Annotated in this window: 17 protein-coding genes; 14 read left to right on the top strand and 3 right to left on the bottom strand. The window is 33.6% G+C overall.

Annotation, left to right across the window (positions count from 1 at the left end; translation table 11 throughout):
- Positions 1-6 precede the first annotated feature (6 nt).
- On the bottom strand, positions 7-237 hold the full coding sequence (locus ACNQGD_RS04410; RefSeq protein ID WP_417992877.1) for a DUF6341 family protein: 231 nt from the start codon (positions 235-237) through the stop codon (positions 7-9).
- A 143-nt stretch (positions 238-380) separates the two neighbouring features.
- On the opposite strand from ACNQGD_RS04410, the gene ACNQGD_RS04405 reads away from it, so the two are divergent.
- The gene (locus tag ACNQGD_RS04405; protein ID WP_417998439.1) at positions 381-1310 is read left to right on the top strand and encodes a DUF6427 family protein; all 930 of its coding nucleotides are present in this window, start codon (positions 381-383) and stop codon (positions 1308-1310) included.
- Here the strand turns inward: ACNQGD_RS04405 and upp are convergent.
- Entirely contained in the window at positions 1305-1958 is a 654-nt protein-coding gene (upp, locus tag ACNQGD_RS04400; RefSeq protein WP_417998438.1) for a uracil phosphoribosyltransferase, read from the bottom strand. The two genes, ACNQGD_RS04405 and upp, sit on opposite strands and share 6 nt — an antisense overlap.
- 86 nt (positions 1959-2044) lie before the next feature.
- On the opposite strand from upp, the gene ACNQGD_RS04395 reads away from it, so the two are divergent.
- Both ACNQGD_RS04395 and ACNQGD_RS04390 read left to right on the top strand, forming a co-directional pair.
- Positions 2045-2650, top strand: coding sequence for a DUF4254 domain-containing protein (locus tag ACNQGD_RS04395; protein WP_417992874.1), 606 nt, complete (start codon positions 2045-2047; stop codon positions 2648-2650).
- A 109-nt stretch (positions 2651-2759) separates the two neighbouring features.
- Complete coding sequence (locus ACNQGD_RS04390; protein ID WP_417998437.1) at positions 2760-3773, top strand: glycosyltransferase family 9 protein; 1014 nt, start codon at positions 2760-2762, stop codon at positions 3771-3773.
- A 132-nt stretch (positions 3774-3905) separates the two neighbouring features.
- Here ACNQGD_RS04390 and ACNQGD_RS04385 read toward each other — a convergent pair whose 3' ends face one another.
- Positions 3906-4958, bottom strand: a complete 1053-nt coding sequence (locus tag ACNQGD_RS04385; RefSeq protein WP_417998436.1) for a 2Fe-2S iron-sulfur cluster-binding protein — start codon at positions 4956-4958, stop codon at positions 3906-3908.
- A 151-nt stretch (positions 4959-5109) separates the two neighbouring features.
- Here ACNQGD_RS04385 and ACNQGD_RS04380 point away from each other — a divergent pair, with 151 nt between their 5' ends.
- The 11 genes from ACNQGD_RS04380 to atpB all read left to right on the top strand — a co-directional run bounded on the left by ACNQGD_RS04380 (position 5110) and on the right by atpB (position 15125).
- Positions 5110-5451, top strand: a complete 342-nt coding sequence (locus ACNQGD_RS04380) for a PadR family transcriptional regulator (protein WP_417959050.1) — start codon at positions 5110-5112, stop codon at positions 5449-5451.
- A gap of 10 nt (positions 5452-5461) precedes the next feature.
- Positions 5462-6133 carry a hypothetical protein gene (locus ACNQGD_RS04375; RefSeq protein ID WP_417998435.1) on the top strand — a complete coding sequence of 224 codons (672 nt, stop codon included), beginning with the start codon at positions 5462-5464 and terminating at the stop codon, positions 6131-6133.
- Entirely contained in the window at positions 6130-6801 is a 672-nt protein-coding gene (locus tag ACNQGD_RS04370) for a hypothetical protein (protein WP_417998434.1), read from the top strand. The genes ACNQGD_RS04375 and ACNQGD_RS04370 overlap by 4 nt, the downstream gene beginning before the upstream one ends.
- A 12-nt stretch (positions 6802-6813) precedes the next feature.
- Positions 6814-7512 carry a hypothetical protein gene (locus tag ACNQGD_RS04365; RefSeq protein WP_417998433.1) on the top strand — a complete coding sequence of 233 codons (699 nt, stop codon included), beginning with the start codon at positions 6814-6816 and terminating at the stop codon, positions 7510-7512.
- A 47-nt stretch (positions 7513-7559) separates the two neighbouring features.
- Positions 7560-9029: a DUF5687 family protein gene (locus tag ACNQGD_RS04360; RefSeq protein WP_417998432.1), complete on the top strand. Its 1470-nt coding sequence runs from the start codon at positions 7560-7562 to the stop codon at positions 9027-9029.
- Positions 9030-9077: 48 nt separating this feature from the next.
- Positions 9078-9773 (top strand): ABC transporter ATP-binding protein, encoded by a 696-nt coding sequence (locus ACNQGD_RS04355; protein WP_417998431.1) that lies wholly within the window; start codon positions 9078-9080, stop codon positions 9771-9773.
- A gap of 363 nt (positions 9774-10136) precedes the next feature.
- Entirely contained in the window at positions 10137-12767 is a 2631-nt protein-coding gene (gene porW, locus ACNQGD_RS04350) for a type IX secretion system periplasmic lipoprotein PorW/SprE (RefSeq protein ID WP_417998430.1), read from the top strand.
- Between the two features lie 2 nt (positions 12768-12769).
- Positions 12770-13180: a bactofilin family protein gene (locus ACNQGD_RS04345; RefSeq protein WP_417998429.1), complete on the top strand. Its 411-nt coding sequence runs from the start codon at positions 12770-12772 to the stop codon at positions 13178-13180.
- Positions 13146-13373 (top strand): AtpZ/AtpI family protein, encoded by a 228-nt coding sequence (locus ACNQGD_RS04340; protein ID WP_417992866.1) that lies wholly within the window; start codon positions 13146-13148, stop codon positions 13371-13373. The genes ACNQGD_RS04345 and ACNQGD_RS04340 overlap by 35 nt, the downstream gene beginning before the upstream one ends.
- Positions 13374-13478: 105 nt before the next feature.
- Positions 13479-13871, top strand: coding sequence for a hypothetical protein (locus ACNQGD_RS04335; protein WP_417998428.1), 393 nt, complete (start codon positions 13479-13481; stop codon positions 13869-13871).
- A gap of 120 nt (positions 13872-13991) precedes the next feature.
- Complete coding sequence (atpB, locus tag ACNQGD_RS04330; RefSeq protein ID WP_417998427.1) at positions 13992-15125, top strand: F0F1 ATP synthase subunit A; 1134 nt, start codon at positions 13992-13994, stop codon at positions 15123-15125.
- Positions 15126-15213 lie beyond the last annotated feature (88 nt).

The raw sequence follows: 15213 nt of genomic DNA, 5'->3' as shown, positions 1-15213 counted from the left end.
TAATTCTTATTTTAAAAAAGAGTGAGCGGTAGTATCTTGTTTCTCTGTCCCGGCATCTTCAAAAATTTTCAATTGTCTGATCCAATATACCATTGCCGAAGCACAAATAATCATGAAAATCCAGTTGATTGTATTTGCAGCAAACCAAGATGATAGCTCTAATGAGCGTAAAAAGTCTAGGGGAGCAAATAAAATATTTACAAATAAGTATTGTATTCCTTCGAAAAATGCTTTCATAATGTATAAAATTAATTTTATTAATTGTTTTTGAGGAACTCTGGGTACTAAAAGTTCTTATTTAGCAGAATCTTTTTGAACTTGCAGGGTTTACTTTTTAAACAAGTATTATATTTACGAACACAAAAGTATAAAATATCCTTATGATAACAAGTGTTTTTAGAAAATCTACACCATTAAATTTTTCTTTGGTCGTAATTTTAATACTGGTTTTCTTTTCTATATACCAATTTCAAGATTTATCTTGGATGAATTCCTTTTTATTAATTTTAAAAAAAGGACTGTTATTCTGCGTTTTATTGGCGTCTGTTTTTATTACAGATTTCGTTGCCAAGAAAAATGGATTGAGTAAAGACAGTACGTATACGATTTTTTTTTACTTTTTATTGCTGCTTTTTTTCCCGTCCGTCTTAGATAATTTAAACTTGATTTTATCTAATTTCTTTATTTTGTTGGCGCTTCGTCGATTGATTTCATTGCAATCACTCAAAGCTTCCAAAGAAAAAATATTTGATGCTTCATTATGGATTTTTCTGGCTGCACTATTTCATTTTTGGAGTATAATTTTCATAGTACTAGTTTTTATATCTATAATTTTCCATGTTTCCAGAGATTATAGAAACTGGATATTACCCTTTATTGCTTTTTTTGTAGCGGGAATTATGTTCCTGCTTTATGCAACAGTTTTCAATTTAAACGTCATTGAATACATTGTTAAAAGTGTAGAAATCAATTTTAAAATTAATTATTTCACTAACAATTATCAAAATGCAGCTTTGTCAATCTATGCCACAATCGCATTGTTTTTTGTGGTTTCTATGGTTGCCTCTTTATCAAACAGACCACAATTGTTGCACACTTCCTTTAAAAAAATTATCGCTTCTTTTTTTATTAGTATTCTTATTTATGTGATTTCTGCTAATAAAAGTAATGATTTGTTAGTGTTCACATTTACACCTTTGGCAATAATGGCAACGAGCCATATCGAAATGCCTCAGCTTAGGTTGAAGCAGGAAATGGTTCTATTTGTGCTTATCGCTTGTAGTCTGTTTGCTTTTTTCTCACAATTATAATTTTTCACCGTACGCTAAATCTCCTGCATCTCCTAATCCCGGAACAATATAACTATGCTCATTTAGTTTTTCATCTAACGTAGCAATCCAAAGATGACAATTTTCCGGCAAGTGTCTTTCAAGATATGCGATGCCTTCTGGTGCGGCGATTACAACGGCAATGTGAATCTCCTTTGGCGTCCCGCTTTCCATCAATTTATTGTAAACAGCGACAATAGATTGACCAGTGGCAAGCATTGGATCAACTAATATCAAATTTTTTTCATTTATAGCAGCAATGGCTTGGTATTGCACTACTATATCAAAGTAATCATCATTGTTAGGATGGTGTCTAAAAGCAGATACGAAACCATTTTCAGCATTATCAAAATAATTCAAAAACCCCAAATGTAAGGGCAATCCAGCGCGTAAAATGGAACATAAAACCAATTGATGCTTAATCTCAGTTGTTGTTTTTATACCTAGAGGTGTTTGGATTTCGACGCTTTTGTAGTGTAATTTTTTACTTAATTCATACGCCATTATTTCCCCAATACGTTCAATATTTCTTCGGAAACGCATGCTGTCATTGTGAACATTTACATTTCGTATTTGTCCCAAAAAATGATTTAGGATGCTATTGTCTTCTGATAAATAATGAATTTGCATGTTTTTATTTTTGCTGTTAAACTTATAAATATTTTATAATCTATAAAAGTATAAAAAAGTATCTTTGTCCTTTAAAATATAAAGATATGTTTTCAAAATTAGCTTACTCCGTATTCGAACAAAGTATTAAAGATTATCATCAGTTTGATAATGTAGACCAACCGATTAATAACCCTTTCCCAAAAGATAAATTTGAACATTTGTTGTATCACAAAAACTGGATTGATACCGTACAATGGCATTTTGAGGACATTATTCGTGATCCAAACATTGATCCTGTTGCCGCTTTGACTTTGAAAAGAAGAATCGATGCTTCTAATCAAGAACGCACGGATATGGTGGAATATATTGACAGTTATTTTCTTCAAAAATACAGTCATGTAAAAGTAAAAGACAATGCAAAAATCAACTCAGAAAGTCCGGCTTGGGCTTTTGACAGATTGTCGATTTTAGCATTAAAAATTTATCACATGCAAGAAGAAGCGAATCGTGCTAAGGCTTCACAAGAGCATAGAGATAAATGTCAAGCGAAGTTGAATATTTTATTGGAACAAAGAACCGATTTGTCTTTGGCGATTGATGATTTATTGACAGACATCGAAAACGGAGATAAATTCATGAAAGTGTACAAACAAATGAAAATGTACAATGATGATGATTTGAATCCTGTTTTGTACCAAAACAAGAAGTAAAAACGATATTTTAAACCATTAAGGTATTAGATTCATTAAGTTTTTTCGTAGTGCCTTAATGGTTTTAAACATTAATTATTTGTCCCCAAAAATTAAACATATAGCCGTCATGAGACTTTCCGCAATGGGAGATGTCGTCATGATAGTTCCTGTTTTACGCGCTTTGGTAAACCAGTTCCCGGAGGTTAAAATTACGGTGGTTTCCAGACCTTTTTTTAGACCTTTTTTTGAAGGAATTCCAAATCTTTCTTTTTTTGCTTTCGATGAAAAAGAACGACACAAAGGATTTCTGGGGTTGTTGCGTTTGTTCCAAGATTTAAAAGGCTTAAATATTGATGCTTTTGCCGATCTACACAACGTGTTGCGCTCTAAAATCGTTCGAAATCTTTTTGCTTTAAGCGGAAAAAAAACAGCTTCGGTGGATAAAGGAAGAGCAGAAAAAAAAGCCTTAACCCAACCCAAAAATAAAGTGTTCCAACAACTGCCAACAATGTTTGAAAGACAGGTGAAAGTATTTGAACAACTCGGTTTTACAGTTGATTTATCGCATCCTGTTTTTCCTCAAAAAGCAGTTCTAAGTCCAGAAATTTTAGTAGTAATTGGAGAAAAAAATCAAAAACGGATAGGAATTGCGCCTTTTGCACAATACGATTCTAAAGTCTATCCGTTGGATTTGATGCAGGAAGTGATTGATAAATTAGCACTGGATACAACCAATACCATTTTGCTTTTTGGCGGTGGAAAAAAGGAAATCGAAATCCTGGATTCGTTTGCTGCTAATAAAGATAACGTCATCAATATGGCGGGTAAAATTAAATTTCAACAAGAATTACAACTCATCAGTAATCTGGATGTGATGCTTTCCATGGATTCTGGAAATGCGCATATTGCGGCTATGTTGGGCGTAAAAATCATCACACTTTGGGGCGCGACGCATCCGTATGCAGGTTTTTTACCTTTTAATCAGCCTTTAGAAAATGCTTTGGTTTCGGATAGAAATCAGTTTCCAAAATTACCAACTTCAGTATATGGAAATAAAAAAGTTGCAGGATATGAAGATGCGATGCGAACGATCCCTGTTGAAGCGATAGTTGAAAAAATTAAAAGTGTTTTGAACTATTAAGGAATTTAGAAAAATCAAGTCTTAAATTATATATCACAAGATGTTTTTACAACATTCCATTAAAAAAAAGAGTTTGCACATTGCAAACTCTTTTTTTTAATGGAATACCACTACCGTCAAGGGAACTATTTCCTAAACATCGTCATAATCTACATAAATAGTTTCTGAAGTTGGATGCGCTTGACAGGTAAGTATCAAACCATCTGCGATTTCTTTATCGGTTAGGATGGAGTTTTTAGTCATTTCGGCAGTTCCAGAGGTAACGCGAGCCAGACAGCTGCTGCAGATACCGCCTTGGCATGAATACGGAGCATCAATGCCTTGTTTTAAAGCAGCATCAAGTACGGTTTGTTTTTGTGACATTTCGAAAGTCGTTTCCTCGTCATCTACCATAATAGTGATTTTAGAATGCCCTCCTAATGACTTTTCTATTTTATTTTCTTTAGTAGAAGAAGAAAACAATTCAAATTTTATGGCCGATTCTTTAATATTATGCGCTGCTAAAACTCCAGAGACGGTATTGATCATTTCTTCCGGACCACACAAATAGAACTTATCAAACTCTAATTCCTTGTGTTTGTTATTCAAAACGAAATTCACCGTTGATTTTTCAATTCGCCCAAACAAAGCATGCTCTGCCTTGGCTTGACTGTACACATAATGTACAAAAAGGCGGCCCACATATTGCAATTGCAAATCGTGTAATTCTTGATGAAAGATGATTTCTTCAGGAGTTTTGTTTCCGTAAACCAATATAAAAGAACTCTTAGGTTCGTTTTTCAACACCGATTTTAAGATGGAAAGTACCGGTGTGATTCCGCTTCCGGCTACAAAAGCTGCGTAGTTTTTTTGTCGGTCTGCTTGCGGTTCAAAAGTAAATTTTCCTTCCGGTTTTCCTACTTCAAGAACATCACCAGCTTTGAGTTTTGTGTTCGCAAATTGAGAGAAAGCACCATTTTTGACAGCTTTCACCGCAATGCGTAATTCCCCGCTGTCAGGAGCTGAGCAAATAGAATAGGCACGACGGATTTCCTCGCCGTCCAAGGTTAATCTTAAATTGATATATTGACCTGCAACAAAAGTATAATTTGCTTTTAATTCCTCAGGTACGTTAAAAAGTATGGAAACAGCATCTTTGGTTTCGCGTTTTACTTCTTTTATGATTAATTTTAAAAAGGATGACATGTGATTATTTTTTTACAAAGATAGGAAACACATTAGGTTTCTAAAAATCAAAAGTATTGAAAATTTATATACCTAAAACTATTATGTATAAGAATCTTATGTATATTTGTTTTTCAAAATGAGATTGCTTCGTGCCTGCAATGACAAAAAAATGAAAAATTCACAATTATACAAAGGAAGTCTGAATACGATTATCATGAAATTGCTGGAAGAAAACGGCAAGATGTACGGCTATGAAATTACCCAGAAAGTAAAGACGATTACCCAAGGCGAATTGAACATCACCGAAGGCGCTTTGTATCCGGCCTTACACAAACTGGAAGCCGAAGGTTTACTGGATGTGGAAATTGAAAAGGTGGATAACCGCATGCGTAAATATTACAAACTCACGGAAAGCGGTCAGAAAGAAACCGTAAACCGACTCTCAGAATTGGAAGATTTCATCCGAAACATGCAGAGTTTAGTGAACCCAAGTCCAAAATTAGAATTTTAATTTTTTAAAGATGAAACTAACCACCGAACAAATCGCCCAAATAGAAGAAACGCTAATTTTAAATGGTATCGTATACGACGATATTAAGCTGGAAGTTTTAGATCATATTGCTTCAGAGATTGAGGAGAGAATTAGCATTGAAAAAAAATCATTTGAAGTTGCTTTCAAAGAAGTTTTTAAAAAATGGGAACCAGAATTAAAACCATCTTTTTCTGGATTAATAGGTTTTACAAACCCTAGAATCATGACTGTCAAATGTCATAAAATAGTAAAAAGGCAATTATTTACTACAATGACAATTTCTTCTTTGATTACGCTCGTATTAATGGTATTTGTTAGAAATTCAAGCTATGGATTGGTTCTAATAAATATCCAGGGAGCCTTGAGGTCATTTGTTCTTGTCGAATTTTGTTTCGTTATTTTTGTTTGGGGTTTAATGTGGAAATCAAAACACCAAACAACCTATAGTTATTTGATGAAGAAAAAAAGCTTTGGTCTTATCATCTTTCTTTTTATGATAGGGATTGGTTTATTTCCAGTAATGCTAAATCATCCAGAAGCTAAAATTGCTTTTGTATCTGTTTTTTCTGTAATAACTTCTGTTTTAATCACGGGAATTTACCTGCAATTGGCATATAAACATTTTGAATTTGAAAAAAAACTATCCATTACCAAACCATGAAACTAACCACCGAACAAATAGACTATATATCCAATTATGTCAAATCCTTTGACATCAAATGGTATGAATTACAAGTGGAGCTTACTGATCACATGGTAACCAGTATGGAGGAAATTTGGGAAAAAGATCCCGAACTTACTTTTCATCAGGTGAAACAATATGCTGAAAATCGTTTTGGTCGAAATGGTTTTAAAGCCATTGAAAAAGAAAGAAGAATAGTTTTGCATAAGGAATTTAAACTAAGCCAATGGAAAATGGTAGGGGAGTATTTGAAATTTCCTAAAATTGTAATGAGTGTTTTGTTGGTCGTTTTTGTTTATAGAGTATCCTTTTATTTTCAGGAGATTTTATTATACATCAAAATTTTATTTGGAATTTTGTTAATCACAACTTTTGTATCAATCTTTAATTGGTTTTTACATAGGAAAATAAATGGCAAAAGATTCTTGGCACTTGAAACAGCATTAAGCGTCAATATTGGTTCAGTGTGGTTTTCTTACTGGGGTATATTTTTAGCAAAAAGCTATATAGAAAACCTGCGCGAAAATCATTTGTTTTTTCTTCCTTTTTGTTTTTTCTGGGTTTTGGGTGTTTTGCTTGTCATTACGGGAAGACATTTAACTAACAAAGTTGCTTTCAACATTAAAAAACAATATCAACTGAATTAATTTTTTTTGAAGATGAAAGTAACCACCCAACAAATAGAGCAACTTTACCTTTTTACCCGTCAGCATTATGTAGAATATTACGATCTGCAAACGGAATTAGTCGACCATTTGGCAAATGCCATTGAAACTGAATGGCAACAAAATCCCAAGCTTACTTTTGACGAAGTCCTGAATAAGGAATTCAGGAAGTTTGGCGTTTTTGGCTTTATGGGTGTGGTAGAACAAAAACAAAAATTTCTGGGAAAGAGATACAATAAACTGATATGGAACTATTATAGAGAATATTTAAGATTACCTAAAATATTGGTTACTGTTGGTATGGTTTACATTCTGTATTCACTCTCAAAATTATTTGCAGATACTGAAATTTTATATTTAATTTTATATGGATTGGTCTTTTTGATCTCTTTTGCGAAAATTTATAAATCATACAAAATACTAAAAGAGAGAAACAAGAAAACAGATAAAAAATGGCTTTTGGAACAAACAGCAAACAGTCATAATTTTATATTATTAATGGTTTTTTTCAATTTTGCCAATAGCTACAATATTTTAAGACCAGATAGTTGGGGCAATTTAGATTCTTTTTTATTTCCAACGCTATTAATTTTATTTTCCATATTTATATATGTTAAACTTAAAATTATTCCCCAAAGAATTTCAGAAGAGTTAAAACAAACCTACCCAGAATATAAATTAGAAAATTTGTAACGTTTTCTTATTTTGACTACATACTATAAAACCAAAATAACCAAACTATGATTCAAAAATTTCTTTATCTCGAATGGAAAGCATTTTTTAGATCGGCTTCCTTCGCTACTAATTTGGCTTTGAAAATCCTGATGGGTTTTGTAGCCGTTTATTTCATTTTAATTTTCTTAGCATTAGGAGTAGGGGCCTTTTATATTTTAAAGAAAATGAATCTGGATCCAATTGTTACCGTGAATCAATTCATGATTTACTACATACTGATGGATTTAATCATTCGATTGCTGTTACAAAAAATTCCCGTGATGAACATTCGTCCGATGTTGATTTTCCCCATAAAAAAATCCACTATTGTTCATTTCTCTTTAGGAAAAACCGTTTTGTCCTTCTTCAATTTGGTGCATGGTTTTTTCTTAATTCCGTTTTGCGTTGTTTTAATTATCGAAGGTTATGATCCAGTGTCAGTGGTGCTCTGGTATGTGTCGTTGTCTTGTTTGATATTTATCAATAATTTTCTAAATATTCTACTGAGTAATAAAGACAATTTATTTGCCATTTTCTTAGTAATAGCTGCCGTTTTAGGAGGATTACACTATTACGGATTCTTTAATGTTACGGATTATACCGCTCCGTTTTTTGATGCTATTTTCAATACGTATTGGGCTTTTGCCATTCCGGTTTTGGCTTTAATCGCTATATATTATATCACATTCCAGTATTTCAAAAAGAATTTATACCTAGATGCGGGATTGTCAAACAAACATGATGTTGCCAAAACGGAGGAGTTGACTTGGTTAAACCAATTTGGAACCATTGGAACCTTTTTGAAAAATGACATTAAATTAATCAAAAGAAACAAACGATCTAAAACCACAGTAGGACTGAGCGTGATGTTCCTTTTTTATGGCTTTCTTTTTTTTACCAATTCAATTGAAGTGTACAACAATCCTGTAATGCACATTTTTGCAGGGATTTTCGTTTCGGGAGGATTTCTAATCACTTTCGGACAATTTGTACCCAGCTGGGATAGTGCGTATTATCCGTTAATGATGACGCAAAACATTCCTTACAAAGGCTATTTGAGTTCTAAATGGTGGCTGATGGTGATTGCTACAATAGTCACCACAACCATTGCCTCGTTCTATCTTTATTTTGGTTGGCAGGTGTATTTAACTATTGTTGTAGGTGCGATTTATAACATTGGAGTCAATTCCCATTTGGTTTTGCTGGGTGGCGCGTATACCAAAACACCAATCGATTTGAGTTCCGGTAAAGGAGCCTTTGGAGATAAAAAAGCATTCAACGTAAAAACTATGCTAATTTCACTGCCGCAATTAGGATTGCCTGTTTTACTGTATTGGTTGGGTTCTAAATATGTGAATCCAAATGTGGGGTTAGCCATAGTGGCTTCGGCAGGAGTAATAGGATTTGCCTTGAAAGACAAAGTTTTCTCCTTGATTGAGAAAATCTATAAATCCGAAAAATACGCAACCCTGGCGGCATACAAACAAAAAGGATAATCCAGCGATTAACGAAATCAACAAATAACCGAATAAACTTTTTCAAAAATGATACAAGTAAACAACCTTTCGAAAACATACAACGGAACAACCGTATTAAAAATAGATACTTTAGAAATAAAAAAAGGCGAAAGCTTTGGATTAGTGGGAAATAACGGAGCTGGGAAAACCACTTTTTTCAGCCTTTTATTGGATTTAATCCAGCCATCAACAGGGAATGTTGTCAATAACGAGGTACAAGTAAACACCAGCGAAAACTGGAAACCGTTCACGGCTTCTTTCCTCGATGAAAGCTTTCTGATAGGGTACTTAACTCCCGAAGAATATTTTTATTTCATAGGCGATTTACGCGGACAAAACAAAGCCGATGTCGATGCTTTATTGGCCACACATGAAGAATTTTTTAACGGAGAAATCCTTAAAAATAAAAAATATTTGCGTGATTTATCTAAAGGAAATCAGAAAAAAGTGGGTATCATCGCCACATTAATCGGAAATCCGGAGGTGATTATTCTGGACGAACCGTTTGCTAATTTAGATCCAACGACACAATTTAGATTAAAAAAAATCATCAAGGATTTAGCCGATAATCCGGATGTTACGGTACTGGTTTCCAGCCACGATTTGTTGCACACCGTTGAGGTAAGTGACAGGATTGTCGCTTTGCATAAAGGCGAAGTGGTCAAAGACATTCAAACTTCTGAAGAAACATTAAAGGAATTAGAAGCGTTTTTTGCGGTTTAAAATTCAACATAACAGCTATAGACAAAACAGTTGACCGCTAATTCGCTAATTGCATTTATTAATTGGAGTGTTTCATTAGCGAATTCGTGGTTTATTTTTAATTTGCCAAATAAAAAAGTTTGGCATTCAAGCCAGTAAGAGTATAATTTGGGCGTGACCCGGAAAAAAACCGGGTCGGGCTTTCACTCTCAATCTTTTTTATTCTTAAAAAAAAGAATAAAAAAGGATTTGCGTTACATCCCTCACGCGTGATGAGACTCAAATAAACCCCGATAATTTTCACGATATCAAAAAGAAACGTATTTTTACCAGTCAGTATACTAAAAAGCATATTTAAAAGTTAATTGATAAAAACGTTTTCCATTGAAAGTCAATAGATTCAAACAGTTATTTTTCTTCTTATTCTTCGGTTTTTTAGTAGCCTGTTCTACTAAGAGAGATACTTTTATGGCCAGAAATTCCCACGCCTTAAGTACCAAATATAATATTTTATACAACGGTCAAGTAGGTTTGGACAAAGGAGTTAAGGAAATAAAATCCAACAGTGATGATGATTTTTGGAAACGCCTGCCAATAGAGAAAATGCAAATAGCAGAAGACTTGAGTTCTACAACAAAACCTAAAAACACAAATTTTGAATTGGCAGAAGCTAAAGCGACCAAAGCCATTCAAAAACATTCCATGAACATTGGTGGAAGAGAAAAAAACGCTCAAATTGATGAAGCGTATCTTATGCTTGGTAAATCCCGTTATTACGACCAACGATTTGTTCCGGCACTTGACGCATTCAACTATATTTTATACAAGTATCCTAACAGCAGCAAGATTTATGAGGCTAAAATTTGGCGTGAAAAAACCAATATGCGTTTAGGAAATGATGCTTTGGTGATAAAAAACATAAGTAAATTATTAGAAGACCATGAAGTAAAAAAACAGGTTTTTGCGGATGCAAATGCGCTTTTATCAGAGTCTTTTTTGAACTTAGAGGAAAAAGACAGCGCAGTTGCTAAACTAAAACTAGCCATAGCGTTTACCAAAGTAAATCAGGAAAGAGCACGATATCGTTTTGTTTTGGGACAATTGTATCAACAATTGGGATACAAAGATAGCGCCGCCAGTGCGTATCAATCAGTGATTGACATGAACCGAAAAGCAGACAGGAAATTTGTCATTCAGGCGCATGCTAAAAAAGCAGAATTGTTTGATTATCAAAACGGGGATTTCAATTCCTTTACAAAAACATTTGATAAACTGGCAAAAGACAGAGAAAACAGACCGTATAAAGACTTGATTTTTAATCACACGGCGGTATTTTATGATCAGAAAAACGATCAGAAGAAAGCGTTAGATTTTTACAACTTATCTTTAAGAACAGATTCAAAAGATTCCTATTTAGTAGCTTCAAATTACCGAAATTTAGGAAATATGTATTTTAGAAATGCGGAATATTCTGCCGCTGCAAAATATTATGACAGTACATTGGTTAAACTCAATGACAAAACCAGAGAGCATAATAAAATTCAAAAAATTAGAACTAATCTGGATGAAGTGATTTTGTATGAGGCTCTTGCCAAAAGAAATGACAGTATTTTGAATGTTGTTTCATTAAACGAGAGTGATAAAACAGCTTATTTTGAAAAGTACATCGTCAAATTAAAAGAAGAGGATGAAATCAAAAGAGTTTTAGAAGAAAAACGTAAAGAAAAACAAGAAAACAAAGAAAGAAATAGTACAACCGGTTCTATTGATCCAGCTTCTAATCAAGAACCAGGAAAATCAGCAAAAAAATCAGCATTGATGCCGCCGGCGATTACTAATGTTTCCTCGCAACAAGCAGGGAGTATTTTTTATTTTTATAATCCTACGACCGTGGCATTTGGAAAAATAGAATTCAAAAAAACGTGGGGCGATAGAACTCTGAATGGCAATTGGAGATTATCATCTAGTGCTGCAAATCCAACTTCGGCAGATCCGACGAATGATGATGGTAAAGAAACTGTTGAAGAGGTATCAACAGCGGAGAAAATCGTGGAGCAATACACCACAGATTTTTATATGAAACAACTTCCAATAGCACAAACAGCGATAGACAGCATTGGTAAAGAACGTAATTTTGCCTATTACCAATTAGGGATTATTTATAAAGAAAAATTCAAAGAAAATAATTTGGCCATCGCTAAACTGGATCAATTATTAAACAATAATCCAGAGGAAAAGCTGGTGCTTCCATCAATGTATAATTTGTATAAATTATATCAAATCACCGATGCAAGTAAAGCGGAAGCGATGAGAAAAAGAATATCGGCTCAATATCCGGATTCTCGTTATGCACAAATTGTAAACAATACAAGCTCCAATGTGGCTTCAGTAAATGAAACACCGGAAAGTGCCTATACAAAATGGTATAAATTGTACCAACAAGAACAATTTGTTCCAGTTTTAGAGAACTCAGACGCTTTGATTAATCAGTTTTCGGGAGATGAAATTGTATCAAAATTCGAATTGCTTAAAGCAAATGCCATTGGAAAACTAAAAGGAGTAACAGCTTACAAAAATGCCTTGCAAGGAGTGGCTGATAATTATCCGAATAGCGAAGAAGGCAAAAATGCGGTAGAAATCCTGACAAGTCAGATTCCGTTTTTAGAGAAAATGGAGTTGAGTACGACAGACTCTAATAATTGGAAAATTTTATACCGAGTAGGCTCACGAGAGGATAAAAACACAAAAGCAATAGCGGAAAAAATCAAAATGTTTATTGCTGCAGAAAGCTCACAGAAACTATATTATTCCTATGATATTTATACTGAAAAAGAAAATTTTATCACCATTCACGGAATAAAATCAGAAGTTTTCGCTAAAGACATTGTTTTTGTGTTGAAGGATAATGTGAAATATAAATTGGTCGATCCTGCTATTGTGGTTTCGGGAGAGAACTACAAAGTGATTCAAATCAAGAAAAATATGGACACTTATTTAGCGCCAAAAAATCCATAAATATGTTTGATAAAAAGCAAAAATCATACACTGACCTTTTGGGTAAAACCAATAGAATTGTTGAAGGAACTACTATAAAAGGCGATATTATTTCGCAAGCTGATTTTAGATTAGATGGTAATTTGATAGGGAATTTTCAGTCTGGTGGGAAAATTGTTATTGGTCCGGCCGGGAGCGTTACGGGAGATATTGTGTGTAAAAATGCGGATATTGAAGGGAAATTTGACGGAAAAATTCAAGTTAACGAAGTGCTGAATGTAAAATCAAAAGCCAGTATTCACGGAGAAGTTACCACAGGAAAACTATCAGTGGAGCCCGGTGCTGATTTTAGTGCTTCTTGCACAATGAAGACGAATGTGAAAAATCTAATCCAGAACGATGGACAACAATCCCAACAAAAAAAGAGCGAATAAATGGCTTGCGCTCATTAACATTCCGATTCAAATGGGAGCCATTATCTTTCTGTTTTCCTATCTGGGAGACTGGTTAGACGAAAATCATCCGCACCCAAAAGTATATTACAGTAAAATTTTAGTACTGGTTGGCGTTGCACTGGCTTTGTATAATGTGATACGACAGGTAAACGAAATCAATAAAACGCAATGATTTTTCAAAAGAAAAATTAATAAAAACGAGCGATTAAAGTCTGAATGGTCGCATAAATTAAAAATAACTTTTCACCTTAGTGCCGTTACGGCAAAAAATAACACAATGAATTTAAAAAATTACAAACCGCTTTTGCCTTTGTTGGCACTTGCAGGATTAGCTTATGTGGTTCATAAGGCAACTTTTTATGTGTTAAATATAGAGGATGCCACTTTTTATTATACGATAGAAACCCTTTATTTATTATTTCTGGGTTTGTCTATTATGGTATTTGTGGTTTTGATAAAAGTCAAAGAACGCAGTTTTGATAATGTGGGTATGTCATTTCTTTTGAGTACCAGTATTAAAATGATAGTTTGTTATCTGATCTTAAAGCCTATATTGCAGGTTACAATTCAAAACAATGCAATAGAGAAAAAGAATTTTTTTATGATGTTTATTCTCTTTTTAGCAATTGAAACCATATTAACAATACGCATATTAAACGAAAAGCAATAAATATGTTATTCTAGGAACAAATCCATCAAAAATAATTTTTTATATTCTTTTGAATATTAATAAAAGATGTACCTTTGCACCAAATTTCAGAAACGTAATAAATTAAGATAATTAACTGTTATGGTGATTTCAAACAAACCACTTAGATTTATATTAGCGACTTTAGTAGCGTGTCTTCCTTTAATTAGTTTTGCAAATCCTGAACAGGATACTGTGAAAGTAAAAACAGAAGTTGCCCATGAGGCAGCCGAAGGAGCTCATGCTGAACCAACAGATGTGAAATCTGAAATTAAGGAATTTATCAATCATCACCTTTTGGATTCTCATTCTTTCACCTTCAATGCTGATAAAGAAACAGGATCACACAATGGTATTTCATTGCCAATTATTCTTTGGGATAATGGTTTGCAAGTATTTTCTTCTTCAAAATTTCATCATGGTGAAGAAACTGCAGAACATAACGGGAACTTCTATGTTTTGCATCACGAAAAAATATACAAAACCGAGGCGGATGGAGCTTTAACAGAAGAGCACGGTCATCCAACAAATGCAACTCCACTAGATTTATCTATTACAAAAAGTGTAGTCGGTATTTTAGGAATAGCAGTCTTGATGTTTGTATTGTTTACAGGTTTAGCAAAATCATATGCTAAAAATGGCGGGATTGCTACTGGAGCTGGTCGTTTCTTTGAGCCACTTGTTCTTTATGTAAGAGACGAAATTGCCATTCCAAACATTGGAGAAAAAGGATATAAAAAATACATGAGTTATTTATTGACTATATTTTTCTTTATTTTCTTTTTAAATATATTAGGATTAACTCCACTAGGATTTAACGTAACAGGAAATATTGCTATTACAGCATCATTAGCTTTGTTAACGTATTTAATCACAACTTTTACGGCTAATAAAAATTACTGGGGACACATTTTCTGGATGCCAGGTGTGCCAACTCCAATGAAATTTATTTTGGCTCCAATTGAATTATTGGGAACAATCATCAAACCATTTTCATTAATGATACGTTTGTACGCTAACATTTTAGCAGGACACGTTGTTTTGATGAGCATCATTGGTTTAATGTTTATCTTTAAAAGCTGGATTGGAAGTACTTTGTCTTTTGGATTGGCATTTGCACTTTCTATTCTTGAGATATTGGTTGCATTTTTACAAGCATATATTTTTACCATGTTATCTGCGCTTTATTTTGGAGCAGGAAACGAAGAGCATCATCACGACGAAGCTCACCATTAAGTCGAATGGTCAAACGTCGAAAGTTTAAAAGTCAGCGTGACTTTATGACAGTAGACTTTGCAACTATAGACTCTTAATAAGAATGTTT

This window comes from Flavobacterium glucosi, assembly GCF_048286535.1.
Taxonomy (GTDB): domain Bacteria; phylum Bacteroidota; class Bacteroidia; order Flavobacteriales; family Flavobacteriaceae; genus Flavobacterium.
The sequence above is the reverse complement of the archived record's forward strand: the minus strand, read 5'-3'. Positions and strand labels throughout refer to the sequence as shown.

What these genes read in the sequence shown, in the direction of transcription:
- ACNQGD_RS04355 (WP_417998431.1), top strand. Translation starts at nt 9,078, where the DNA reads ATGATACAAGTAAACAACCTTTCGAAAACATACAACGGAACAACCGTA.
- ACNQGD_RS04365 (WP_417998433.1), top strand. Translation starts at nt 6,814, where the DNA reads ATGAAAGTAACCACCCAACAAATAGAGCAACTTTACCTTTTTACCCGT.
- ACNQGD_RS04375 (WP_417998435.1), top strand. Translation starts at nt 5,462, where the DNA reads ATGAAACTAACCACCGAACAAATCGCCCAAATAGAAGAAACGCTAATT.
- ACNQGD_RS04380 (WP_417959050.1), top strand. Translation starts at nt 5,110, where the DNA reads ATGAAAAATTCACAATTATACAAAGGAAGTCTGAATACGATTATCATG.
- ACNQGD_RS04410 (WP_417992877.1), bottom strand. Translation starts at nt 237, where the DNA reads ATGAAAGCATTTTTCGAAGGAATACAATACTTATTTGTAAATATTTTA.
- ACNQGD_RS04335 (WP_417998428.1), top strand. Translation starts at nt 13,479, where the DNA reads ATGAATTTAAAAAATTACAAACCGCTTTTGCCTTTGTTGGCACTTGCA.
- ACNQGD_RS04395 (WP_417992874.1), top strand. Translation starts at nt 2,045, where the DNA reads ATGTTTTCAAAATTAGCTTACTCCGTATTCGAACAAAGTATTAAAGAT.
- ACNQGD_RS04390 (WP_417998437.1), top strand. Translation starts at nt 2,760, where the DNA reads ATGAGACTTTCCGCAATGGGAGATGTCGTCATGATAGTTCCTGTTTTA.
- ACNQGD_RS04405 (WP_417998439.1), top strand. Translation starts at nt 381, where the DNA reads ATGATAACAAGTGTTTTTAGAAAATCTACACCATTAAATTTTTCTTTG.
- ACNQGD_RS04370 (WP_417998434.1), top strand. Translation starts at nt 6,130, where the DNA reads ATGAAACTAACCACCGAACAAATAGACTATATATCCAATTATGTCAAA.
- ACNQGD_RS04385 (WP_417998436.1), bottom strand. Translation starts at nt 4,958, where the DNA reads ATGTCATCCTTTTTAAAATTAATCATAAAAGAAGTAAAACGCGAAACC.
- atpB (WP_417998427.1), top strand. Translation starts at nt 13,992, where the DNA reads ATGGTGATTTCAAACAAACCACTTAGATTTATATTAGCGACTTTAGTA.
- ACNQGD_RS04345 (WP_417998429.1), top strand. Translation starts at nt 12,770, where the DNA reads ATGTTTGATAAAAAGCAAAAATCATACACTGACCTTTTGGGTAAAACC.
- upp (WP_417998438.1), bottom strand. Translation starts at nt 1,958, where the DNA reads ATGCAAATTCATTATTTATCAGAAGACAATAGCATCCTAAATCATTTT.
- ACNQGD_RS04340 (WP_417992866.1), top strand. Translation starts at nt 13,146, where the DNA reads ATGGACAACAATCCCAACAAAAAAAGAGCGAATAAATGGCTTGCGCTC.
- ACNQGD_RS04360 (WP_417998432.1), top strand. Translation starts at nt 7,560, where the DNA reads ATGATTCAAAAATTTCTTTATCTCGAATGGAAAGCATTTTTTAGATCG.